Origin of the sequence: Dialister hominis, assembly GCF_007164725.1 — a bacterium.
Classification (GTDB): Bacteria; Bacillota; Negativicutes; order Veillonellales; family Dialisteraceae; genus Dialister; species Dialister hominis.
On sequence record NZ_AP019697.1, the window covers coordinates 2096319 to 2119344 of the forward strand.

A 23026-nucleotide genomic window follows, 5' to 3' on the forward strand; every position below is an offset into this window, starting at 1 on the left:
TTCTTTCAAGACCCATTTCCTACATTATAATCCCATCAGTAGCCGCGGATCTGCTTTTCTCCTGACATGTCGAAAATCGGGCCGTAGGCGGCATTCGCGAGCGCCCTCACGGCATAGACGGCGTTCTGGGACGCGGCATAAATGTAGCGGTCGTCGACCGGGACGATATGCTTGGCCGCTCTCATCTGCGCGATGGCGGGGTTTGCAAGGGAACTGTCGCGGTAGCGGGAGGCCCCTGTCGTATCGGACTCGCGGTCCGTCGAGACGAAGAACATGTCCGGATCCACCTTCACGATCTGCTCGGGGGAAATCATCTGTCCGTTCGAAACGCCGGCAAGTCCGATCGCATTCTCGAGCCTGGCGCGGGTGAGGAGCTCATTGAACATCGAGCCAGGGCCGCCGTAGCGCGTCATCTGGGAAACGAGGAAGACGACGGGTTTCTTTCCTTTCTCCTCGGACAGACGTTTGTCCGACTCTGTGAGCATTTCATCCATCTTCGCGACGACCTTCTCGCCTCTTTCCTTTTCACCCGTAGCAGCGGCGATGATGCGGATGTCGCTTTCCACCTCTTCAATCGAGCGCGGCCCCTTGATGACGACGACGGGGATGCCCATATTCCGGTAGAGGTCGAGCTGCTCGCCCTTCGTGTACGTGGAGGCGATGATGAGGTCCGGCTTGGCCTCGGTCACAAGCTCCATCGAGAGCCCCATGAGCGGCACCGTCATCTTGATATTCTTCGTGTCATTGGCGATATAGGAAATGGCGGGATCCCTGTCCGCTTCCGTCGCAGCGATCAGCTTGTCCGGCGTGACGACGCCAAGGAGCATAGTGTCGATTGAAGCGCTGTTGCCCATGATGCGCTCCGGTTTCTTCGGGATCTTCACTTCCCTGCCCGTCGCATCCGTCACCGTGTATCCGGCGCCCGTGTCCGTGCTGACGCTCTTGATTCCGCAGCCGCCGATAAAAATTGAAGCCGCCAGAAGGAGCACCGCCCCTGCCATGATTTTCTTCTTCATAAGTCCTCCTCTCTTCATTTGCCTTTCATTGTACACAGAATAACACAAAATGAGAATTCATGCTTTCTTTATTAAAGGGTGTCTTTCTTTTTATTAATATTTTATTTGTTAATTCTTTTATTTTATAAGAATTGCGAGTATAATACTTTTAGTAATTTCAATATGTACGCAGGAAAAGGTCCTTCGAAGGGCAATAGAGAAGCGCGGTGAGGAGATCCGGGAAGGTCTCCGATTCCGCCACGGTCCCGCCGCTGTGACGCTGAGCCGACCCCAAGAAGCCACTGGATGAATCCGGGAAGGCGGGGAAAGCGAGGAAGCGAAGTCAGAAGAACTGCCTTTTCATGCGTGAGATCCCGATGGGATGCGTCTCTCTGCGACCGACAGACGCGCATCCTGCCGGGCTATTTTCAAGCCCCTAAAAACAGGGAAACACAGGGAGGATTTTATGAAAAAGAAGTACATCGCAGCATCACTGGCCGCTCTTTGCGCAGCAGGAGGAGCCATGACCGTCCATGCAGAGGACATGCCGGTCTACACCTTGGACCAGGTCGTCGTCACGGCCAACCGTGAGCCGGAAAAGGTCATCGATTCGAACGCCGACATTTCCGTCGTCACCGCCAAGGACATTGAAGCTAACCATTACAAATCCGTTGCCGATGCTGTGAAGCAGGTACCGGGCGTCGTTATCGCGACGAGAGGCTCTTCCAGCCAGACCTATTTCTCCGATCCGATTACAATCAACGGATCGACCAACGTCGTCGTCATGGTCGACGGCATGCGCGTCAACACGAACGGCCTCATGGGCACTCATTCGCAGCTGGGCATTCTGACCAATATGGATTCGGTCGATCATATTGAAGTCCTGAAGGGCTCTGCTTCCACGCTCTACGGCTCCGATGCTGCTGGCGGCGTCATCAACATCATCACGAAGAAACCGACGGACGGCAAAGTCCATACGACCCTCGACCTCTCCCGCGCAAGCTTTGACGGCGAGAAGTACGGCCTTTACAATGAAGGAAATAAGGACGGTTTCTTCTGGACCATCGAAGCAAATAAACAGATCCAGGGCAATTTCAAGGACGGCTGGGGACGCCATGTCATCAACCATCTCAATGCAGAATCCTTCGCAGGCAAGATCGGCTATGACCTGGGCAATGACTCTTCCGTCACATTATCCTATGAAAAATACAATGCCGACTACACCCGTCCTGACTATGGATCCAATGATCCGACAAAAGACTTTGGCAAGAAGGACAGTGACCGCATCGCACTCCAGTACAATGCGCGCATCAATGACCGCCTGACCAACCGCCTCTCCATGTACCAGAACCGTTATCATCTCCAGGATGACTACAATAATGCAGGCAGCTCTGGTACTACAGACCTCCGCCTCAAGACACGCGGTATTTCCGATCAGCTCACCTACACCATGGAAGGCCAGACCATCATCGGCGGCTTCGACCTCTACCAGGATTCCGTTCCTTACTATGCGGAAGTTGCCGGCATGCAGGGCAAGCATGCGACAAACCTTGGCTTCTACGTACAGGACAAGTGGGACATCAATGACCGCTGGAACGTCACCCCTGGCGTACGCGTCGAACACAATACGGACTACGGCACCCGCACCACACCGAGCCTTACCGTCGGCTACAAGATCAGCGACAACACGAACTACTATGCAAGCTACAAGAAATTCTTCAACGCACCGAGCCTCATGCAGATTTACTATGATAATTATCATACTATACCTAACCCGGACCTCGATCCGGAAGAAGGCTACACCGTTGAGCTCGGCGCCAACCATATCTTCGACGATACCCTGTCCGGAAACATCAGCGTATACCGCCAGTTCGCCAAGAATCTCATCTCCTGGGGTTATTCCAGTAAGGGCACCCAATACCTCAATACAGGAAAGACCATCAATACCGGCGTGAACATGTCCCTTACGAAGAAATTCTCCGATCATCTCTCCGGCACCCTGGGCTACAGCTACTTCGATGGAGACATCAGAAACGATTCCCGCGTTTACATGCCGAAGCATGAACTGAATGTAGGCCTGAATTACGCCGATAAGAAATTCGATGCATACATCAATGGCCGCGGCGTCATGGACCGCTATACATCCACAAAGAGCTCTTACGGAGTCAGTGAAAGCAAAACGATGAAGGATTACTCCAGCTTCTGGGTATGGGATATCGGCGCTGACTACAAGATCACCAAGGAAGCTACCATCTATGCCCGCGTGAACAACGTCTTCGACCAGTTCTACACGAACATCGGCTCTTCCTCTCCCAGCTACGGTCCGTCCGGCACCTGGTTCGCAGCTCCTGGAAGAAACTACGAAGTCGGCATGCAGTACCGCTTCTAATCCCTTTCTAATTTCATTTCCTTAAAAAGGTCTTGCAATCCAAGTGGAAAAAGTATAAGATAGTTGGGATAAAATTTTACAGTCGCTTAGAAAACACGGAAGGAGGCTCTTCAGATCATACTGAAGGCCTCCTTTTTTCTGAGCCAGTATTCCTGACGGAGGGATCTATTCATGGAAAAACACATCATAGAAGTAGATGAGAGGCTGCCTCTGCTTCCTACCATTCCACTCAGCCTGCAGCACCTATTTGCCATGTTCGGTTCGACCGTCCTCGTCCCGTTCCTCTTGAACGTCGACCCCGCGACCTGCCTTTTCATGAACGGCATCGGCACACTGATTTACCTCACCATCTGCAAATGGAGACTTCCGGCTTACCTCGGCTCCTCCTTCGCTTTCATTTCGCCAGTCCTCGCCGTCACCTCGACCGCAGGCATGTCCTACGCAGACGCGCAGGGAGGCTTCATCGCCTTCGGCCTGTGCTTCATGCTCCTCGCCTTCATCGTCAAGAAAGCAGGCGTCGAATGGATAGACGTCCTCTTCCCTCCGGCAGCCATGGGCTCCATCGTAGCCATCATCGGCCTTGAACTCGCCCCGCTTGCCATGAGCATGTCCGGCTTCATCGGAGACCCTCAGGGCATGAGCGCAAGTACAGCCATCATTATTTCCATGTTCACCCTGATCGTCACCATCCTCGCTACCGTCCTTGGCCGCGGATTCATCGCCATCATCCCGATCCTGATTGGCGTCATTGCCGGCTACCTCCTCTCGATCGCCATGGGCGTCGTTGACTTCACCCACATCGAAGAAGTCGCATGGTTCGCACCGCCGACCTTCTATGCGCCGGCCTTCAACTTCTCCGCCATCATGATGATCCTCCCGGCCATCTTCGTCGTATTCGCCGAACACCTGGGCCACCTCTTCGTCACCAGCGACATCGTAGGCCGAGACCTCATCAAAGACCCGGGTCTCCACAGATCCCTCTTCGCAGACGGCCTCTCCAACATGATCTCCGGCTTCGTCGGCTCCACCCCGAACACCACCTACGGTGAAAACATGGGCGTCATGGCCATGACCGGCGTCTACAGCACCTGGGTCATCGGAGGCGCAGCCGTCTTCGCCATCATCTTCTCCTTCATCGGAAAAATAGCAGCCATCATCCACGCCATCCCCACCCCCGTCATGGGCGGCGTCTGCATCCTCCTCTTCGGCTTCATCGCAGCATCCGGCATCCGCATGCTCATCGAAAAGAAAGTCGACTACACCAAATCCAGGAACCTCATCCTGACAGCAGTCACCATGATCAGCGGCCTCTCCGGCGCCACCGTAGGCATAGGACCCATCCAGCTCAAAGGCATGGGCCTCGCCACCGTAGTAGCCATGATCGTCTCCCTCTGCTTCCTCTTCTTCGACAAAACACACATGTCCAACGAAAACTAACCCGTCATCTCCCAGACCCGCTGTGATATAATTAAATAGACATCGTGATTGACCGGGAGAGCCCCTTTGCTGCCAAGCAGAGGGGTTTTCTCGTGGGAGAAATGGGCAAGCGAAGCGAGGTTTGCTTGTTTTCCATCAGCCAGAGGCTGGTTTAAGGGTGTTAACCTTGCTCCGAAGGAGAAGGTCCTGGCGGAGCCAGGGAATGAGATGCAGTTCCCGCGATTCCATCGCGGTTGTAAGGTGTTTTCGAGCGTAGCGAGGTTGTACTGTTTTAAACTCGCCTTCCCAGACGGGGAAGGCGTCCGCCCCAATTACTGATGCCGGACGGATAGGGTTGATTATTCATTGATCTTTATAAAAGGTTTCACGAGCGCAGCGAGGTTGTACGGTTTTCTCATTTTCCTCGAACCCCGCTCGGTCGTATTGTTTTCCCTTGTCTCCCAATTTTCTCCCTCCCACAAAAAAGGAGCTGCAGAAATGATTCCACATTTCTGCAGCTCCTTCTATATTGTTCTCCTAAATCCCCTCATCCATACAATACTTCTATTTCATGCTCAGCCTCAGAAATAGTTTGTCCGTCAAAAACCCGTGCTTTTTCAAAGGCAGAGACGCATTCGTCCCTGAATGCAGACGTCATGGTAAACAGCATCGAATCAGTATCAATATTACATAACTCCAATGTATACTGATCCCTTGTGAGATATCCGGAAATCATGTATCTCTCTCCCCTGAACATGAACTCCATCTCAGGATTATAGGCCAAATCATCCATAAATTCTGTAAAAGTCTTTCCGGTCATTTCTTGATTCTCCTATAATATCCAGCTTCCGCCACTCTATTCCTCTTCGCCATCACTTCTCCGGCTTTTTAGCCACATCCCACGGTTCTGCCTCAAGAATCGATCCACTCAATATCCTGTTCTACTTCCAAAATTGTCTTTCCATCAAACAGTGGAGCCTTCAGAAGATCCTGCACGCCTTCATCAATCGTCGCGCCGTCATGATTCCAGAGATCATTGTCATCTGGAGGATTGCATGCATACAGTTCCATATGGACCGTATGATCATTTGGCATATACCCTTGATACCAGTATGTTATGCCCTTGTAGATAAATGCTGTGTCCTGGCAGGTATAAAGGTACTCCACGAAATCCTCGACCGTTCCGCCCTTCATATATTTCCCCCCTTTAAAATACGTATTTTATATTTCCGCTCTAAAAATTCTCTTACCATTATTATATAACAGAACCGGCACCTATACAGGAAATAGGAAGGTGTTCCTCCCCCTCCCTTTCTCTATTTCGAAATTTCATGATACAATATAAGAAAGAAGTTCTGTAAGGGAGGCGGGAGCATGCAGCAAGATACCGGAATCGATCCGGACAGCCTGAGAGTGCTGTCCATGTTATCCGAAAAACAGCGCGACTGCGCTTTGACACTTTATGCGAACCGGGAGAAAAAGAAGTCCCTCGCCTACGTCTTCTGGATCGTTGGCGCCGTCTACTACTTCTACCTCGACCGCCCCGCGCGGAATACCGTCCTCTGGATCCTCTGGTTCGTCATCGTCGGCTTCGTCTGGTGGATCGTCGACCTCTTCCACATCGGCCGCATGGTCGAAGAACGGAACAAAGAAGTCATCGAAGAATGCATGCGTGAAGCCGTCCGCATCTACCCCGACCCCGTAAGCATGAGCCCGGAGAACGTCGTTACCATAGACAACGAAGTCTAAAGGAGAATTACCATGGACTTAACAGAAGAAATCGCAAAAATGAATTTCTATAAAACCTTCGAACCATACATCGACCCATCCGTCACCATGGAACAGCGGATGAAAGGCGACATCAGACTCAGAGAAGGCGCACCCGAAGAAGCCAAACAGGCCCTCGCCAAATGGATCGCCATGAAAATGAAGAGCCGCCTCTTCTAAAGGAGAAACTATGACGAGAGGAAACATCCTGACCGAAGAAGAAATAGCGCGCCTCGCCGCCCTCCCCGAGAAACAAAGGGACTACGCCGTGAAGATTTATGCTGCCCGCGAAAAGAAAAAATCCACAGCCTACATCCTCTGGCTCTTCTTCGCCCTCTACTACTTCTACCTCGGCCATCCCGTGAAAAACATCATCTTCTGGCTCCTCTGGAGCTGCCTCATAGGAGAAATCTGGTGGCTCATCGACCTCTTCCGCATCTCCGACATGGTCGACGAGACCAACGAAGAAATCCTCGGAACATGCATCGAAGAAGCCAAAGCCCTCTATCCATAACCCAAAGCAAAGAAAGGACCCGTCATGAGCAAAGAAACCATCAGCGAACAGGGCATAGCCCTCCTGAACGTCCTCACGCCCCGGCAGAAAGAATACGCCCTTACCCTCTACTCAGGAAGAGAAAAGAAGAAATCCACAGCCTACATCCTCTGGATCGTCTTCGCCGTCTATTACTTCTATCTCGGCCATCCTGTGAAGAACATCATCTTCTGGCTGCTATGGACCTGCTTTATCGGAGAAATCTGGTGGATCATCGACCTCTTCCGCATCTCCGGCATGGTAGACAGGAAGAATGAAGAAATCCTCCTCCAGTGCATCGCAGAAGCCCGGCAGCTCTATCCGGGAGTTACAGGAACCATGAAAGTTCAAATCATCAAACCCGACCAAACGCAAGAATAAACAAACGGAGGGAAGAATTGCCTTTGACCTTGCCCTGGAAGGAAAGGTGTAAACGGATACAGCGTTTCCCAGGCTGCAAGCCGGCTGTATGGTTTTTCATGTTTTACTTTTCCCTCGAGCGTAGCTCGGTCGTACGGTTTTAATTTAATTTCCCCCACCAAAAAGGACTGTCGAAATCCTCAATCATTTCGACAGTCCTTTTTCTGTTTTTTGTTTTGTTATTTCGGTTTTTCTCTTTCTATTTTTCTTTTTTTCTTTCCCTTTCCTACATTCCTTTTTCCTTCAAGTACGCCTTCACCGCGCCGCTGGCGCCGATCCGGTCGCATCCGGCAGCAAGGAAGTCTTCCATTTCCTTCTTCGTATGGATTCCGCCTGCCGCTTTGATCTTCACATTCTTTCCAATGTGCTTTTTGAAAAGCGCAATATCCGAGAGATCCGCGCCTTTTGTCGAGAACCCGGTCGATGTCTTGATATAATCCGCCCCGCCCTTTGTGACGCATTCGCACGCAAGGATCTTCTCCTCTTCCGTCAAAAGGCAGGTCTCGATGATGACCTTCAGCACATAATCCCCGATCGCCTCTTTGACCGCCGCGATTTCGTCCGTGACGTACTCCGCATTCCCGTCTTTCAGCGCGCCGATGTGGAGGACGATGTCGATCTCATCCGCCCCGTCAAGGACCGCCTGCCTGGACTCGAAAACCTTCGCCGCCTTCGACATATTTCCCAGCGGGAACCCTGCGACAGCGCAGATCCGGAGTCCCGGATGACGTTCCCGAATTTCCTTTACAAACGATGACGGCACACAGACAGACGCCGTATGATACATCTCCGCTTCCTCACAGAGCTTCTCGATTTCCCCCTTCGTCGCCGTGGCCGCAAGGAGTGTATGGTCTACATGAGGCAGTATTTCTTCAAATGTCATGATGGCTCCTTATAATATGAAAATAGCATTTGTATGCTGATGAATTCTTTCTTATAGTATACATGAAATGAAATTTCTCTGCTCATGCATAAAAGCAGTCCTTTCCGTGCTATACTGTATAATGCTTCTAGTAAACTCAGAAACAGAAAGGTCTTTAAAATGATTTCTTTTCTAAAGAAACACAGAAAATATATAGCGGCAGCGGCGGCTTTGATGATATTGTCGCTGCCTGCGCTTTACTCTTCCGTCATGCCGACTGTCACTTCCTACCTCTCGCCGGCAGGGGACGCAGCTGTCCCGCGTGAGAAACCGTCCGCACTGAGGCCGGGTGACACGATTGGTATCGTTGCGCCCGGGACGCACGGCGGAATGACGGATTATAACCAGGCCATCCATTTCCTGGAAGAAATGGGATACAAAGTGAAACTGGCCCCCTCGGTTACTGCCGATTACGGCTATCTCGCGGGGAGCGACGAAGAGCGAGCTGCAGATATCAATAACTTCTTCAAAGACGACTCCGTGAAAGCCATCGTCTGCCTCCGGGGCGGCTATGGCTCGGCCCGTCTTCTCTCGCTTCTCGATTATTCCATGATTGAAAAACATCCAAAGCTTTTCGTGGGTTTTTCCGACGTGACAGCGCTCCATGCAGCCCTCGGCGAAAAAAGCCATCTCGTCACCATCCACGGCCCCATGCTCAGCAATTTCAAAGGAGAAAACTTTACACCCTTCACGCTCTACAATTTTGAAAACGGGCTGACGGGAAGTTTGCCCACCGGGGAAATCCGCATGCCGCAGGGTACATCGCTCAAGACTGTCGCGCCCGGGAAAGCTAGCGGTCGCTTGATCGGAGGAAATCTGACCGTTGTCGTCTCTCTTTGCGGAACTCCTTATGAACTGGATGGCAAGGGCGACATTCTTGTTCTCGAAGATACAGGCGAAGACCCGTACCGCATCGACCGCCTGATGCAGCAGCTCTGGCAAAACGGCCTTCTCAAGAGAGTTTCTGCTATCGCATTCGGCGACTTCTACAGCCCAAGTCCCAAAAACGGGGAGTTTTCGACAGATCAAGTTCTCGACTACTATGCAAAACTGTCCGGCAAGCCTGTGATCCGCGGCCTCCCTATCGGGCATGGTGCAAACAATCTCTTCCTTCCGCTAGGCGTCAAAGCAACGATAGATACAAAAGAGGACGGCAGTGCGACACTGTCTATCGATGAGAATTATTTGAAACAATGAAAGTGAGAAATTATGAAACTGAAATTCCCCCTTCGTTACTACAGCTTCACGACAGTTCCCAAGGAATTTACGCCGAAATCCAGCCTTCCTGACGGCGGATCCATAGAACTCGGCGAAATCCTTGCTGACATTTCATCAGCGCCGGCAGAGGTTTCAGCACTGACACCATATCTTTTCGTTCTCTTTGAGACGGAAAACGGCGCGGCTTCCTGGCAGTATTTAGATCTCGCGGGCGAAACAAAAAGAATACATTTCACAAACGAAGAAAGTTACGTCACATGCGAAAAAGTGACATTCGAAAATGGAGCCTACATGTACAGGCTGGACGAAGTCTACCTGAAACGATAAAGAAAATGAATATAAAAACTGCGGAGATCATATATTTCTGCAGTTTTTTATTTACATGACTACATTTGTCATTCTATTTTTTATAATAAAGATAGTGATAAGCAAAAATTTCCTATTTTTCACGAGCGCAGCGAGGTTTAAGGGTGTTGACCTTCCCAGACGGGGAAGGCGAGTATTAGCGGCGCTCTGGGAAGGCAAGTGTTGGCGATGCTCTGGAAAGTCAGGACTCAGTACATCGCAGTTTCATTTCCACACAAAAAAGACGTGTCCATTTGCGGTACGTCTTTTTTTGTTTTCTTGTGTTCCCTGTCGTTCTGTTTTCCCCGGTTTTCCTTTACCTATCTATCTGCACGGTTCTCGTCAAATTATCGAGTACCTCGTGTTTGTCCATGTCGTAGGTTTTGATGACGATTTTGTCTTTGTAGAGGTAGAGGGAGTTGGTCCAGATGGTCTTGCCGTCCCAGGTGGGGTTGTAGACATCGAGGATCTTTCCGTGGTAGTAGTTGATGTCGTTATCAAATGTGGGCTGGGTCGGCGGGGTGTGAGTGTGGCCGGAGACCCAGAGTTTGATCTGCGGGTTCAGAATGAGGATCTGGTCGATCTTGGCGGATGGCTGGGCGAAGCTTCTCGGGCTTCCCACTTTGTCGTTATAAGGGATCAGTGTCCCGGTCAGCGGGGCGTGGAAGAAGATGATGGTTGGTTTCTTCTTGTTGGCGTCGAGTGTCTTCTTGAACCATTCGAGTTCGCCCTTGGACATTTCTGTCGGAAGGTTTCCTGTCACGTCATCGGTCGAGAGGAAGATGAGGAGGTAGCCCATCATTTCCTTCGTGCTGTGCAGGGGGCCGAAGACCTTCTGGTAATTCTCGAGGTGCTGTTTCTTCACGCTTTCGCTGGCGGAGATGACGTCGCCTTTTTTTGTAAAGACATCCCGATAGAAGATTTCATGGTTGCCTGCGGTGAATACCTTCGGCTTGTTCAGGTTGTCGGTGAAGGCTTTGACGGTGTTCATCTCGTCCATGGTGCCGGTAAGGGCGACCATATCGCCCGGGAATGCGACGAGGTCTACGTCGTCCCAGCCGTTGATTTCCTGAAGGCACTTCTGCTTGTTGTCGATTTTATACTGGCGGAGTTCCGGATCGTCCGTGCCTGTCTTTGTCGGGTAGTGGAGGTCGGAGATGACGACGATTCTCTCATAGTCTCGTCCGTCCGGTGCACTGCTTGCGACTTTGCCGCTCGTGGCAGAGCCAGAGCAGCCGGAAATGGTCATGGCAAGGGCTGCGGCCGCCAGAAAGAGTCCTATTTTCTTATTCAATTTCACCCCTTCTTTCATAATTTTCTACGTCCTATATTTACCTCCATTATACAATTTAAGCTATGATTTAAGAAGACAGGCGCATGCCCGCCCCTCTGTTTTATGATTTTATGCCCTGCCCGAAGTGCCTCAAAATTTTTTATGGTGCGGCTTAATCTGTAAGAAATCGGAAAAATTTTAAAAAATCACTTGCGCGTTTCCGGATTTCCTGTATAATACAGACAACATATTTCCAAAGAAAAAGGTATTGACGGAAAAAAGTAGGACTACGGAGCCTCTCAGAGAGCCGGTGGATGGTGAAAACCGGCAGGTGAAGCAGTGTGAAGTTCTTTCCCGAACCGCAGAGCTGAAATTTCAGTAGGTTTTGCCGGAAGCCCCCGTTAGCTGGTGTTCAAGTTGATCCGTATGTGCAGGGTGGTCCCTCGAAATTTTCGAGCCTTGGTACCGCTCTTTTTTTATTTATACGGGTAAGCAGGGTGGTACCGCGATCTCATCGTCCCTATTAGGGGCGATATTTTTTTTGGAAATTTTAATTCAAGGAGGCCCGCTATGGAAAACTCACTCATTCAAATCCTCATCATCTGCGCCTACATTGGCGTGCTCTTCCTGATCAGTGCGTACGTGAAGTACCGTTCTTCCGGTTCGGTCGAAAACTACGTGCTCGCGGGAAGAAAGCTGACGACTCCGCTCGTCATGGTTTCCGTGGTCGGCCTGGCTGTCGGCGGCGCGTCTACAATCGGCGTGGCTGAGCAGGCGTACACGAAGGGCCTCTCGGCCGGCTGGTACACCGCTGCCTGGGGCATCGGCGCCATTGTCATGGGCCTCACGGTCGCTAAAAGGTACCGCCGTATGAACATCACGACCGTGCCGGAACTCTTGGAAAGATACTATGGAAGAAACAGCATGATCGCAGGGATTGCCTGCCAGATCCTCGTCCAACTCGTCATCATGAGCCTCCAGTTCGTCGCTGGCGGCGCCATCCTCTCGGCTCTCCTTCCTGATTTCTTCACGCCTCTTACCGGCATGCTGATAAGCGCCGTCGTCTTCATCGGCATCACCCTGATCGGCGGCATGTGGTCCGCCAGCCAGTCGAACCTCCTGAACGTCACCCTCCAGTACATCGGCATCACCGTCGCTTCCTGGATCATCGTCCAGCTGGCCGGCGGCATGACGAACGTCGCCCTTCACATGCCCTCCATCCACTCCCTCGACTTCATCAGCGGCGTGGGCGGAATGACCATCACCACCTGGATCGTCGTCCTCATTACCGTGAACCTCTCCCTCCAGGCCATCATCCAGATTTCCCTCGGTGCCAAAGACGTCCGCACCGCACAGAAAGGCTTCATCATCGGCGGCCTCATTATGCTCCCCGTCGGCTTCCTCTCCGCGCTCCTGGGCGTCATCGCCGCTGAAATGTACCCGGATATCAACGCAGCCACCGCCCTTCCGCGCCTCATCATGACGCTCAATCCATGGATCGCAGGCATCACCCTCGCCTCCCTCTGGGCCGCCGACGTCAGCACCGCATGCAACCTGCTCCTCTCCGCCGCCACCCTCTACTCCCACGACATCCATAAACGCTTCGTCGATCCATCCATGACGGAAAGGAAATACATGAAAATCACCCGCCTCTCCGTCCTCGCCCTGGGTCTTCTGACCCTCGGCTTCGCCCTCACCATCAGCGGCATCATCTCCACCCTCATGGCCGGCCTCTCCCTCATGACCGCCTTCGCCGTCATCGTCCTCATGACCATGTACGCCCCGCGGCTTTGCTCCAGAAGCGCCGCCCTCTACACCCTCCTCGCCTCCATCGCCGTCCTCGCCCTCTGGATGCTCGTCCCCGCCGTCCGCATCCTCCCCCACGTCATCTACGCCGAATGGATTGTCTGCGCCCTCACCTTCGGAGGAGTCAGCCTCATAGAAAGAAAACCCATCCGCGACTACGAAACACCAGTAGAAATACCGGCCGCTGCGGAAGAAGCATAAAGAAATCCAAAAGGACCGTGCCAAGTATAATCACAAGGCATGGTCCTTTTTTCGTAATATATGCACACGCTTACTCAGAATCTCCTGCTAATCGTCGTGGAGTAGGTGAAGCCTTCTTTCTTGCCGGTCCATCCTCTGACGCGGAGGTCCAGGCCCCATGGATCTTCTTCGGTGACCTTGGTCTGCCAGCCGAGTTCGAGGAAAGCGCTCGAGCCTTTCAGGCTGGAGGACGGGGTGCTGTAGTCGCCGTGCCATGCTTTGGCTTTGCCTGCGAATTCGTAGTCCCAGGCGATGCCTGCGTAGTAGGATTTGCTTCCATTTTTATTCTTTGTCCAGCGAAGGCCGAGTCTGGTGCGGAAGGAGTCTACGCTGTCCAGTTCATATGTGGTATTGCCAAGGTCATTCTTGATCAGGATGGTATCGCTGCCCAGGCGGGCCCAGTACAGTTTGCCATAGAGGTCGTATTCGTTCGTATCGCGGACGTATGTCTTTCCAAGGCCGAGGTGCGCTGCGATGTAGTTGGAATCGGTGTCGTACCTGATGTGATTGCCGGAAACGGTGCCGTGGAGATCGCCGTCGAAGTGACCGGTGCGGATTATGCCTTCGTAATGGAAGCCGTCGTCTTTATCCCGGCGGATGAGGATGCCGCCGCCGATATAGCGCTGGTCTCCGTCGGAGCGGGCGTCTTCATAGTGGACGGTGTAGTTTCCATCCCCGTATTCAAAGAACGGCATGATGGTATCGATATAATCCTCATGATATGACCGTTTCACGAAGCCCACTTCGCCGTTGAATCCGTTCGAATCGACTTCAGAACCTGTATCATAGCGCAGGTTGTGGCCGCCGAGGACGACGTAAGGGATGAATTCCGCCTTGATGGAGTGGTCTTCGATCCAGCCTGCCTCGTGCGCAGCAAGGGCGCTTTCGAAGCCTTCATTGACCGCCAGATCGCTGCCTTCGCTGATAAGCGTCGTGCCGGATTCCCTTTCGTCCGGTATGACTTTCGTCTCCGGGTCCGTGGTGATCGGACTGTCGCCCGGGACATAGAGGACGATGGTATTCGCATCCTGCTTCTTGATTCCAACGGTCCTCTGCAGAAGGTTGACGTCCGTCACCTGGTCCTTGCCGTCCATCATGCCGTAAGTCGTTTTTTCCGTCAGGATCGGACTTTCCGTCGTATGGATCAGGTTGATGACCTCACCGGGGTTAAGCTGAGTCGTATCTTCGACAGCCGCCCTGATGGCCGCGCCGGAAACGTCTGCTGCGTCTGTGACTTCGAGCATCGTTTCCCCGGCCGTCGTACCGGCGGGTACGTAGAAATTGAGTGTCTGGAAATATTTCAGATTCTTCACGGTGACATCTTTGACGTAGAAATTGAGGCTGTTGCCGCTGCTTTCTGTCGTGCTGTATCCGCCGTAGAGGCTGGCAGCAGGCGCAATCGTGCCGCCCTTAATTGTGACGGTATTATCCAGCGCGCTTCCGTTTGCCGCGTAGCCGCCGTAAATATCGTCATTGACCGAGCCTGCGTTCAGCGTGACGCTGTTTCCTTCAGCATTACCCGTCCCCATGACAGAACCGCCGTATGTCTTGCCGGCCACAGTACCGCCGTTCAGGGTGACTTCATTTCCTTCAGCCGTTCCTGTCATGGATGCCTGGATCTGCGCGAGCTGGGTCTGGATGGCAGCCACGCGCGCCTTCTTATCCTCATCACTCAGATTCGTATTGCTGTTAATTTCTTCGATGGCCTCTTCCGCCGACTCCAGCAGCGCCGGGTCGATCTGCTGGATGCCGCCGTACACATTGCCGTCTGCCTTGGCGTTATCCTAAATGGTGATAATATTTTTTGAAATAGTACCCATGTAGACATCGCCGCCTGCGGCATCGCCCTTGACCTCGCTATTTTCCTTGATGGTCAGCGAGTTGCCCGAAGCCTCTCCCCTTGCCGAGGATCCGCCTGCCGCATTTCCTTCCAGTACACTCGTGCCGGAGAGTACGGCTTCATTTCCATCTGCGCCTTCCCGGGCATAGCCGCCATACGCATCAGATCCTGCCGTGCCCGCGCTGAAGGTCAGCTTGTTCTCATTCGCCGTGCCTGTGTTGGAGTAACCGCCAAACAAGCTGCCTTCCACACGGCCGCCTGCAACGGTCAGCGTATTCTCCAGAGCGTCCGCCGAATCCGTAAAACCGCTGTATACATTGCCCGATACAGTGCCTCCGGTGATTTCCACATAGTTATTGAGAGTCTCTCCGCCATTATTGCTGCCGCCGCCCGTCAGATCGCCGCCTACTGAGCCTCCGCTCATGAAGACCTGATTGCGCTCGACCGTTTCGGACGATATGAAACCGCCCTGATACCCGGCGAAGGCCGACCCTGCGATTTCCGCACTATCCTGAATGTACAGGATATTCCCTGCTGCCGCTCCGATGTTGGTAAAGCCGGCATAGACGGAATTGGTATCGCTGCTTCCTGCCTGGCCCGTCCCCTTGATGACTGCCTGGTTATCCAGTACGTCGCCGTACGCCGTATAAGCGCCGTAGACATTCCCGGACACAGAAGCCGCACTGATCGTTACTTTATTTCCCTGTGCCAGACCGGAATAAGAGCGCCCGCCATAGACCTCCGCCACGCCGGAGCCGCCGCTGATGGCCACTTCGTTATTCGTGACATCAGCACTCCCCGCGCTTGCAAACCCCAGAGACGTCTCTGTATAAGCGCCGTACACCGTATTCTCGTTTACATTTCCTCCGGTCACATTGACTTTATTTCCGGAAATAAGGCTTCCTGCCCGGGTATAGCCGCCCATGATCTCGCCATGAATATCCGCATCATCCTCGATGTTTACGATATTCCCGGAAGCGTTTCCATCAATCGTATAGCCGCCATAGACCGCGTTGCTCTTACCGGTCACGGCCGCGCTGCCTTTGATCGTCACGACGTTGTCATTGGCATTTCCTTCCCCTGTCTCACCGCCGAAAACACTATAGACCGTGCCCCCGCTCATGGTGACCTGATTGGACAAAACATCACCGGTACCGTCGCCAACTCCATTGATCCCGACAGCGACCCCGCCTTCTACAGTGCCTTCGACCGTGCCGCTTTCTATATACACCGTATTATGCACGGCTGCGCCGCCGCCTTCCGACTCAGCCACACCGCCGCTCACAATGTCCGACGGTCCTAAAAGACCGTCTTCATCCAGCCGGATCGTCAGCGTATTCCACTCGGCATTCCCCCAGCGCGACCAGCCCCCTGCAGACGCCTTCAACACCTTCGCCGGGCCGGAAAGAGTCAGCGCATTTTGAAGCGCACTCGCCCCTTCCTCTATCGTATAGCCCCCATACGCATTCGCCTGCGTGCCAGAAGAAACTGTCACCGACAGATTCTTCACATCTGCAGCAAAAACAGGCGCCATCGCCCCGCCGAGCAGCAATGCCGCCATAATCGATAACCGTAATAAAGCATCCCGTCTCCCCATGATGATCCCCACCCCTTGAAGACAAATAAACACTTTCTTACTATTCCCTATCTAAAATATAACATGGAAGATGGTCGATTTAAATTATCCGAAAGTATACTTTTAGGCAGATTTTATGGGAGTTTACGACAATTTTGGGAGACTTTGTGCAGGATACTTTTGAATCAGGAAATCCGAAAAAACAGTGCTTTCCAATTGCACCTTCACAACCGCAGCCGAGGGCGAGATGGAAAGAAGAAAACCGGGGAAAGTGGCGCGCATGCGCCGAAAACATCATCTCCTCGAGCGCAGCAAGGTTGTCCTGTCTTCACTCTTCCACTTACCCATCTGCCCCCAACCGCCATAAAATTTTCCTTTTATTTCATAGAATAATTTACATCTTTTTATGGCTTATTTCCTTTTGATACAAGGGAATCTCATTTATAATAAAGATAGGATAAAGTGTTTTATACTTTCTTTATATATCCGGCTGGTTTTAGCGTGCGCTGCTTTTGCGCACTGGTCATAGAAAGAAGGCGAGTAAAATGGACGCGGTCTGGAATTTCTTTGGCGACTGGAACGTGGATTTCTGCCTTGCCTCGATTCCGATCCTCCTTCTCTTCCTTCATTTCTATATGAAGAACCGCGAAATCCCGCTGAAAGATACCCTCTATTTCAGGGACACGATGGTCATGACCCTTGTCACCATCCTCTTTGGCATCGTGGGAGCTGCCGTCTGCGCGCACTGGAAGCAGGTGCCCTACTGGCTGATCTACCTTTTGAACGTCCTTTACTACATAGGCTCTCTCCTGACCGCTTTCTGCGCCTTCCGCTACACAATGGAAACGCCCCACATGGCTGACCGGATCGACAAGAAATGGTTCACGCTCTCCGCCATCCCCGTCGCGGTGATGGCCATCGTCGTCATCACTACACCATGGCATGCGTGCTTCTTCACCATCGACCCTGACCTCGGCGTCCTCCAGGGACCCCTCTATGTGCCTTTCTATGGATTCCTTCTCTTCTACCTCGTCTTCTGCTTCATCGCAGCGGCTACATCGGAAAACAAGGAAAACAAAGAACAGATCGACGGCCTCCTCCTCTCCGGCGCCCTGATTGCCGCCGGCACCATCCTCGAAGCCATCGACTGGCAGACCCTTTTCCTGCCCTTCTTCATCACACTCGGCGTTTCCTGTATTTACATCACCGTCAGGAACCCGGACCTCTTCAAGGACAAGAAAACCGGCCTCCTCTCCAGTGCTGCCTTCAATCTCCTCATGAAAGAGCCGCTGAAACACCATCAGGCCTGCGGCTTCGGATTTGCCATCCGCAGCTACAACCAGTGCCGCGTCTCCTACGGAAGCGCCGTCGTCGACCGCAACCTTTCCCATTTCGGCGAATACATCAGGAACGAATTTCCGAAGAAATACTGCTTCTATCTCCATGACGGCCATTTCCTCATCGTTTCCCCGGGCTTCATGGACATTCATGCGGCCATTGCCAAAATCCATCAGCAATTCAAGGACCCATGGATCAGGGAAGGCGAATCCGCCTCCTTTGACATCGGCTGCTGCTACATCGACAACCGCCTCAACTACTCCAGCCTTGCCGAACTCCGCGAATCTCTGGAGCTTGCCTTCAACGACATCGACACCCTCGAGCACAAGGACATCGTCGTCGACGAGAAATACAAACAGCGCGCCGAGCGCCAGACCCACATCCGCAAAATCCTCCGCAAAGCCATCGAAACCGACTCCATCGAAATCTTCCTTCAGCCGCTCATGGATGCCAAGACAGAAGAACTCACCGGTGCAGAAGCCCTCGCGCGCCTCCGTGACGACGACGGCACTATCATACCGCCGGGTGATTTTATCGAGCTCTCCAACTCCCTCGGCGTCATCAACGCCCTCGACGATCAGGTCTTTGATAAGACCTGCCAGTTCATCAGCGCAGGCGGCCTTACCCGCTGCAACATGAACTGAATCCACGTCAACCTCGCTCCCACCCAATGTCTGAACCTCGACCTTGCCGGCCACCTGAACGAAATCCGCCGCAGATACTTCATCCCCTTCTTCACCATCCGCCTCGAACTCATCGAAGACGGAGCGCTCAACCCGAACGGGAAAAAGCAGATCAACCTCCTCAAGGAAATGGGCTTCGACATCGTCCTCGACGACTACGGCACCGGCTACTCCAACGCCAGCCGCATGAAAGACCTCCCCTTCAGCGAGATCAAGATCGACATCTCCCTCGTCAAAGACTACTGCAGCCATCCCGACCCCTACCTTCCGAACCTCGTCTCCACCATGCATGCCCTGGGCCTCATGATCACCGCCGAAGGCATAGAAACAAAAGAAATGGCCGACAAGATGAAAGCCCTCGGCGTCGACCACCTTCAGGGCTACTACTACTCCAAGCCCCTCAGCATCCCCGACTTCCTCCAGAAATACAGCAAATAGCCCCCTCCAAGGACATGACTTCTTCCCTATCTTATGGGTCATGTCCTTTTTTATTGGGGGAAATTGGAAAAATGGAAAGCATTTAAAACCGGAAAACCAGACTAACGTCTGTCCGAAATGCAACTCATCCGCCCGACATCAGAATTTGAGGTCGGGCACCTTCCCTTCCAGGGCAAGGTCAAATGCAAAACCATACAACCTCGCTATCGCTCAAGAACTGCACTCCCTTCACCAGCGTCAGTATAAGGATAGGCTGGATCCACCCCGATGGGCAGTTTTTTCGATTTTGATGGATATCATCGAACGAGCACTTTATAGTTTATATTATAGTGAACTCATTTAAATCGCCATTGATAGTAGCCGCGCTCGCCGGTACGGAAGGTTTTGACCTGCCCCAGCGGGGAAGGCGTCTGGCTTATCTTTTAACTGTTGCCAGAGAAAGGGGTGCAGTATTCATTGGTTTTTAAAATATGAAAAGGTTCTGCGAGCGTCAGCTCGGTCGTATGGTGTTTTGCGAAGCTGGCTTGTTTTCCAATTTCGTTCTGTTTTCCCCTCGAGCAACCCCGTCTCCTCCCCTCCCCATTTCCTCATGTTAAGCGCGGCGAAGTTGAGGGGGAATCAATCTCTTTTAATGCAAGATTTCCTCATATATCATCGACTCGTTTTCTTGAAGCGCGATTTCCTTCGATGAAAACGAGTCTTTTCTTTTTATCTTCAGGCTGTCTCGTCTTTCTCGGGCAGGCTTTTCCCTTTTCCCTTTGATTGGCAGTCTCCATGTCCTTGCATTTTCTTCACTGTATTTGCAAATGCTTATAATCTATAATAGGTATAGAATACGTATTTTATATAATTTTGATATAACTCCTTCATAGGTTCCGCCTTACAAGCTCTTGTTTTGAAAGAAGGTGAAGGACATGGATGCCATCTGGAAATTCTTCGGCGAGTGGGATGTCGATTTCTGCCTTGCCTCGCTGCCAGTGCTTCTTCTGTTCCTGCACTTCTATACAAGAAAGCTTCAGGTTCCTCTGAAGGATATTATTTGGCTCTTCACGGAGATTTGGGGGATGAATAATTTTTAGGTAAAGAATGGAATTGGATAAGGGTAAAGAAATAATCCATGTTTCGGTACCCATATCCGATTCTTTTTAGTACCTTGATCTTATTATTGAATCCTTCAAGCTTCCCCGTATTGATAGGATACAGGGCATGAGCAGCCAGTCCCTTGATTCGCTTCTGCTTTTGCCGGGCAAACTTTACCAGGGCAGGAATCCCGCTCTCCAGTCCAGCCTGAATCCATTTTGTCCATCCGGCGAGAGCTTCTTCATAGTCAGTCAATGTGAACAGACGAGTCATCTCCTTCTTCATGGCATAACAAATCGCCAAATCCCTATGCTCGCTCAGGATATCCAACAGATGAGTTTTCTGCCTTTCATTCAGGTGGTCGTCCTTCTTTAACAGTATCCATCGGGATTTCTTTAATTCGGTATAAAGCTTCCTTTCTTCATGGCTCTTTTCCCTGGCCATCTTCTGGAGCTCTGGATTATTAGTTTCTTTCGTATATTCCTTTAATGCTTCTGCTTCCTGCCTATGCTTTTGTGCTTCCTCCAGGCGCACGGCTCCCATAACATCACGCCCAAACTGTGCCTGCATATGGTACCGGTCATAAACGATGGGGACCTTCGGACAATATTTCTGGAACAGCCTGTTAAAGGATGCGTTCATATCCATGGCCACCGCTTTTAGCCTGGAAAGAAGCGAAAGGTCAATGCTCTTAAAGAAGTGCTCAAAATCTGCCATGGAGCGACCCAGGCCGGCCCACAAGATGAATCCCGTTTCCAAATCCATAACGCAGGTGGCATAGCGATGGCCCTTATGGATAGCGAACTCATCTACGGCCAAATACCGTGGGCGATAGTTACTTTTCTTCAGGCAGGTTTCAAAGGCAGCCAACGCCTTATCCATGATATGCTTTTGTATTTTCTGTATGGTACTCCAATGTACAGAGAGCATGGCCGAAATGGCAGAAATGGATGTATGACACTTAAGCAGATGGATAATCCACAAGGCCATATCCCAAGTAACGCGTGTGAAAGGGCATTGGCAGGGGATATCTTCCGTTATGGTCTCCCCGCAGGATGTGCAGCGGAATCTGTGCCCCGAGAACTCTATATACTTCTTTTGCTTAGGAAGATCTGGAAAATCCTTGATGAGTACAGAAAAAGCCCCATAACTATACATACGGGAGTGACAGTGCGGACAGGAAAAATCTCTGGCAGTCCGTAGACTGGTAACTCGGGTATGGCAATGAGGATTTGGATGGTTAGTGATATTTTCTGTGCGATAATATTGACAATTAAAAGTGATTTCATTATGGTAATAAAAGAGCATTATTCGACCTCCGTGCGTAGTTTTAGGCAACTTACATTTTGGAGTAGATAATGCTCTTTTTCAATGCCAATTTTATATGTTATTATTTTTATCCCACAAGAAAGCGTGAAGAACCATAAATTTTATATTGGGTAAGTATACTTCCTGAAATACTGACGGTATTATTCGATGCGTCGCCTGACTCTTTATCGGGTATACTTCCGCCTGCAATAACGGATCCTGATGAAGAAGCATTACCTGACGCATTCGTCACATTCAGCGTATTCCCGCTGGTCGTCCCCGTGTCGCTGTTACCGGTAATTTTCGTATCCGTAATTGACCCCGTCAGCGTCAAAGCCTCAGCCTCTGCCGTCATGGCAGAAAATCCCATTAAGCTGGATACGACCAGAGCTGTCAAAATCTTGTACTCCCTTTTCATGATTGGCCATCCTCACCCTGAAGATGCAGCCCTGGGCATGCATCTAAAAAAAGAAACAAGTGCCTTCCTGCAAGGAATCCTCAGACCTTCCCAAGGCGCCAGATTCCTTCCCCCGAGCAGCCTTCCCAAGGCAGCTCATACACAATCAACAGGGCCAACAGGCACTTTCTTACTTTTAATCATAATTCTATGATAAAAAAATATCTATCTGTCAGAATTATAGAGAACTCCGTACGATAGATATGAACTATTTCTATAACGAATTATTTAAATGTAGATAGGCATTAACGGCATTCGATACCATCGAAAGAAAACCCCCACGCCCGCCAGAATGTCCCAAAACAGTACCATAAAATCTTTAGATACTGAACATACCCTCCATAAAAAAGCGGTAAGCTGTATAACCCTAAGGAAATGAGAGTATACTGCGGAAAATGACAGGAAAAATGCGGTAACACTCGAAGAACCTCGCTGACGCTCGCAGAACTGCACCTCCTCAGTCGACTCCGTCGCCAGCTCCCCCGTGGGGAAGCCTTTATGGTACGGTGCTTGCCGCCATTATCATTCTCAAAAGTCCCCGCTCAGGAATCCCGAGCATCGCGAGTTCTGCGGGATTCGGTGATGAATAAGGAATATGGTAAACTACATATAGGTATTCTAGGCGAAAAGGAGAAATTGTTATGAAGAAGATCCTGACTGGCGTAATCGGCTGCGTTTTCCTTTTTATCATTTTCTCTTTTTTGTTTCCAATGTCGACTGTGAAGTCGACGGTCAATTTATACTGGATCCTCAACCATAGGCCTTTCGTCACTTACGTCGACTGCGAAAGGGTACTGAACCGAGCAGCTTCGAAGGACACCGTTTATGCCGACGTTAGCCGGTACATGGATGAAGGAACGTACAACAATTTATCGGTAAAGACAAAGTCTTTTTACCACGATGGCCAGCCCTGGGATGACACAGTGCACGTGATCCAGCAGCAGAAGGAAAAGGATGCCGACGCCAGTTAGCCGTACTGGCCG

At 51.4% G+C, this 23026-nt stretch carries 19 protein-coding genes, 1 pseudogene, 1 riboswitch and 1 other annotated feature; of the genes and pseudogenes, 11 read left to right on the forward strand and 9 right to left on the reverse strand.

The window, feature by feature from the left end; all coding sequences use genetic code 11:
- Positions 1 to 35: 35 nt before the first annotated feature.
- A complete protein-coding gene (locus Dia5BBH33_RS09660) occupies positions 36 to 1016 on the reverse strand; it encodes an ABC transporter substrate-binding protein (protein ID WP_144269236.1) in 981 nt (326 codons plus the stop codon).
- Positions 1017 to 1175: 159 nt separating this feature from the next.
- Positions 1176 to 1369, forward strand: a riboswitch (cobalamin riboswitch).
- Positions 1370 to 1461: 92 nt separating this feature from the next.
- Between Dia5BBH33_RS09660 and Dia5BBH33_RS09665 the strand changes: the two genes are divergently transcribed.
- Together Dia5BBH33_RS09665 and uraA are read left to right on the forward strand one after the other, a co-directional pair.
- Positions 1462 to 3384: a TonB-dependent receptor plug domain-containing protein gene (locus tag Dia5BBH33_RS09665; RefSeq protein WP_162501796.1), complete on the forward strand. Its 1923-nt coding sequence runs from the start codon at positions 1462 to 1464 to the stop codon at positions 3382 to 3384.
- Between the two features lie 171 nt (positions 3385 to 3555).
- On the forward strand, positions 3556 to 4821 hold the full coding sequence (gene uraA / locus Dia5BBH33_RS09670; RefSeq protein WP_022383190.1) for a uracil permease: 1266 nt from the start codon (positions 3556 to 3558) through the stop codon (positions 4819 to 4821).
- 526 nt (positions 4822 to 5347) lie between these two features.
- Here uraA and Dia5BBH33_RS09675 read toward each other — a convergent pair.
- On the reverse strand, positions 5348 to 5620 hold the full coding sequence (locus tag Dia5BBH33_RS09675) for a hypothetical protein (RefSeq protein ID WP_144269238.1): 273 nt from the start codon (positions 5618 to 5620) through the stop codon (positions 5348 to 5350).
- A 92-nt stretch (positions 5621 to 5712) separates the two neighbouring features.
- Positions 5713 to 5994, reverse strand: coding sequence for a hypothetical protein (locus Dia5BBH33_RS09680; protein ID WP_144269239.1), 282 nt, complete (start codon positions 5992 to 5994; stop codon positions 5713 to 5715).
- Between the two features lie 180 nt (positions 5995 to 6174).
- On the opposite strand from Dia5BBH33_RS09680, the gene Dia5BBH33_RS09685 reads away from it, so the two are divergent.
- Genes Dia5BBH33_RS09685 through Dia5BBH33_RS09700 form a run of 4 tightly spaced genes read left to right on the forward strand, consistent with a single transcriptional unit; the run spans position 6175 to position 7480 of the window.
- Complete coding sequence (locus tag Dia5BBH33_RS09685) at positions 6175 to 6549, forward strand: TM2 domain-containing protein (protein WP_022383193.1); 375 nt, start codon at positions 6175 to 6177, stop codon at positions 6547 to 6549.
- 12 nt (positions 6550 to 6561) lie between these two features.
- On the forward strand, positions 6562 to 6747 hold the full coding sequence (locus Dia5BBH33_RS09690; RefSeq protein ID WP_022383194.1) for a hypothetical protein: 186 nt from the start codon (positions 6562 to 6564) through the stop codon (positions 6745 to 6747).
- Positions 6748 to 6757: 10 nt separating this feature from the next.
- Positions 6758 to 7081 (forward strand): TM2 domain-containing protein, encoded by a 324-nt coding sequence (locus Dia5BBH33_RS09695; RefSeq protein WP_108850402.1) that lies wholly within the window; start codon positions 6758 to 6760, stop codon positions 7079 to 7081.
- A gap of 24 nt (positions 7082 to 7105) precedes the next feature.
- On the forward strand, positions 7106 to 7480 hold the full coding sequence (locus tag Dia5BBH33_RS09700; RefSeq protein WP_108850401.1) for a TM2 domain-containing protein: 375 nt from the start codon (positions 7106 to 7108) through the stop codon (positions 7478 to 7480).
- 265 nt (positions 7481 to 7745) lie between these two features.
- On the opposite strand, the gene deoC is transcribed toward Dia5BBH33_RS09700, so the two are convergent.
- Positions 7746 to 8402, reverse strand: coding sequence for a deoxyribose-phosphate aldolase (deoC, locus tag Dia5BBH33_RS09705; RefSeq protein WP_144269240.1), 657 nt, complete (start codon positions 8400 to 8402; stop codon positions 7746 to 7748).
- 213 nt (positions 8403 to 8615) lie between these two features.
- Here deoC and Dia5BBH33_RS09710 point away from each other — a divergent pair, with 213 nt between their 5' ends.
- A complete protein-coding gene (locus tag Dia5BBH33_RS09710) occupies positions 8616 to 9638 on the forward strand; it encodes a S66 peptidase family protein (protein WP_232518128.1) in 1023 nt (340 codons plus the stop codon).
- Positions 9639 to 9650: 12 nt separating this feature from the next.
- Positions 9651 to 9986 carry a hypothetical protein gene (locus Dia5BBH33_RS09715; protein WP_144269241.1) on the forward strand — a complete coding sequence of 112 codons (336 nt, stop codon included), beginning with the start codon at positions 9651 to 9653 and terminating at the stop codon, positions 9984 to 9986.
- 334 nt (positions 9987 to 10320) lie between these two features.
- On the opposite strand, the gene Dia5BBH33_RS09720 is transcribed toward Dia5BBH33_RS09715, so the two are convergent.
- Positions 10321 to 11298, reverse strand: a complete 978-nt coding sequence (locus Dia5BBH33_RS09720; protein WP_232518046.1) for a metallophosphoesterase family protein — start codon at positions 11296 to 11298, stop codon at positions 10321 to 10323.
- A 238-nt stretch (positions 11299 to 11536) separates the two neighbouring features.
- Positions 11537 to 11802, forward strand: a binding site (T-box leader).
- Positions 11803 to 11847: 45 nt separating this feature from the next.
- On the opposite strand from Dia5BBH33_RS09720, the gene Dia5BBH33_RS09725 reads away from it, so the two are divergent.
- On the forward strand, positions 11848 to 13284 hold the full coding sequence (locus Dia5BBH33_RS09725; RefSeq protein ID WP_144269242.1) for a sodium:solute symporter family protein: 1437 nt from the start codon (positions 11848 to 11850) through the stop codon (positions 13282 to 13284).
- A gap of 74 nt (positions 13285 to 13358) precedes the next feature.
- On the opposite strand, the gene Dia5BBH33_RS11085 is transcribed toward Dia5BBH33_RS09725, so the two are convergent.
- Complete coding sequence (locus Dia5BBH33_RS11085; RefSeq protein WP_162501797.1) at positions 13359 to 15083, reverse strand: autotransporter outer membrane beta-barrel domain-containing protein; 1725 nt, start codon at positions 15081 to 15083, stop codon at positions 13359 to 13361.
- A 24-nt stretch (positions 15084 to 15107) separates the two neighbouring features.
- Positions 15108 to 16724, reverse strand: a complete 1617-nt coding sequence (locus tag Dia5BBH33_RS09735) for a hypothetical protein (protein WP_144269243.1) — start codon at positions 16722 to 16724, stop codon at positions 15108 to 15110.
- A gap of 560 nt (positions 16725 to 17284) precedes the next feature.
- Here Dia5BBH33_RS09735 and Dia5BBH33_RS09740 point away from each other — a divergent pair.
- A pseudogene (locus tag Dia5BBH33_RS09740) lies at positions 17285 to 19198 on the forward strand (EAL domain-containing protein).
- Positions 19199 to 20245: 1047 nt separating this feature from the next.
- Here the strand turns inward: Dia5BBH33_RS09740 and Dia5BBH33_RS09750 are convergent.
- Together Dia5BBH33_RS09750 and Dia5BBH33_RS09755 are read right to left on the reverse strand one after the other, a co-directional pair.
- The gene (locus tag Dia5BBH33_RS09750) at positions 20246 to 21436 is read right to left on the reverse strand and encodes an ISL3 family transposase (protein ID WP_162501798.1); all 1191 of its coding nucleotides are present in this window, start codon (positions 21434 to 21436) and stop codon (positions 20246 to 20248) included.
- Between the two features lie 238 nt (positions 21437 to 21674).
- Positions 21675 to 22004, reverse strand: a complete 330-nt coding sequence (locus Dia5BBH33_RS09755) for a hypothetical protein (protein ID WP_144269247.1) — start codon at positions 22002 to 22004, stop codon at positions 21675 to 21677.
- A 680-nt stretch (positions 22005 to 22684) separates the two neighbouring features.
- Here Dia5BBH33_RS09755 and Dia5BBH33_RS09760 point away from each other — a divergent pair.
- Entirely contained in the window at positions 22685 to 23014 is a 330-nt protein-coding gene (locus Dia5BBH33_RS09760; RefSeq protein ID WP_144269248.1) for a hypothetical protein, read from the forward strand.
- Positions 23015 to 23026: the final 12 nt, after the last annotated feature.

Excerpts from the sequence above, each read along its gene's own strand:
- Dia5BBH33_RS09660 (WP_144269236.1), bottom strand. The coding sequence starts at position 1,016 with ATGAAGAAGAAAATCATGGCAGGGGCGGTGCTCCTTCTGGCGGCTTCA.
- Dia5BBH33_RS09665 (WP_162501796.1), top strand. The coding sequence starts at position 1,462 with ATGAAAAAGAAGTACATCGCAGCATCACTGGCCGCTCTTTGCGCAGCA.
- uraA (WP_022383190.1), top strand. The coding sequence starts at position 3,556 with ATGGAAAAACACATCATAGAAGTAGATGAGAGGCTGCCTCTGCTTCCT.
- Dia5BBH33_RS09675 (WP_144269238.1), bottom strand. The coding sequence starts at position 5,620 with ATGACCGGAAAGACTTTTACAGAATTTATGGATGATTTGGCCTATAAT.
- Dia5BBH33_RS09680 (WP_144269239.1), bottom strand. The coding sequence starts at position 5,994 with ATGAAGGGCGGAACGGTCGAGGATTTCGTGGAGTACCTTTATACCTGC.
- Dia5BBH33_RS09685 (WP_022383193.1), top strand. The coding sequence starts at position 6,175 with ATGCAGCAAGATACCGGAATCGATCCGGACAGCCTGAGAGTGCTGTCC.
- Dia5BBH33_RS09690 (WP_022383194.1), top strand. The coding sequence starts at position 6,562 with ATGGACTTAACAGAAGAAATCGCAAAAATGAATTTCTATAAAACCTTC.
- Dia5BBH33_RS09695 (WP_108850402.1), top strand. The coding sequence starts at position 6,758 with ATGACGAGAGGAAACATCCTGACCGAAGAAGAAATAGCGCGCCTCGCC.
- Dia5BBH33_RS09700 (WP_108850401.1), top strand. The coding sequence starts at position 7,106 with ATGAGCAAAGAAACCATCAGCGAACAGGGCATAGCCCTCCTGAACGTC.
- deoC (WP_144269240.1), bottom strand. The coding sequence starts at position 8,402 with ATGACATTTGAAGAAATACTGCCTCATGTAGACCATACACTCCTTGCG.
- Dia5BBH33_RS09710 (WP_232518128.1), top strand. The coding sequence starts at position 8,616 with ATGATATTGTCGCTGCCTGCGCTTTACTCTTCCGTCATGCCGACTGTC.
- Dia5BBH33_RS09715 (WP_144269241.1), top strand. The coding sequence starts at position 9,651 with ATGAAACTGAAATTCCCCCTTCGTTACTACAGCTTCACGACAGTTCCC.
- Dia5BBH33_RS09725 (WP_144269242.1), top strand. The coding sequence starts at position 11,848 with ATGGAAAACTCACTCATTCAAATCCTCATCATCTGCGCCTACATTGGC.
- Dia5BBH33_RS09735 (WP_144269243.1), bottom strand. The coding sequence starts at position 16,724 with ATGGCGGCATTGCTGCTCGGCGGGGCGATGGCGCCTGTTTTTGCTGCA.
- Dia5BBH33_RS09750 (WP_162501798.1), bottom strand. The coding sequence starts at position 21,436 with ATGTATAGTTATGGGGCTTTTTCTGTACTCATCAAGGATTTTCCAGAT.
- Dia5BBH33_RS09755 (WP_144269247.1), bottom strand. The coding sequence starts at position 22,004 with ATGAAAAGGGAGTACAAGATTTTGACAGCTCTGGTCGTATCCAGCTTA.
- Dia5BBH33_RS09760 (WP_144269248.1), top strand. The coding sequence starts at position 22,685 with ATGAAGAAGATCCTGACTGGCGTAATCGGCTGCGTTTTCCTTTTTATC.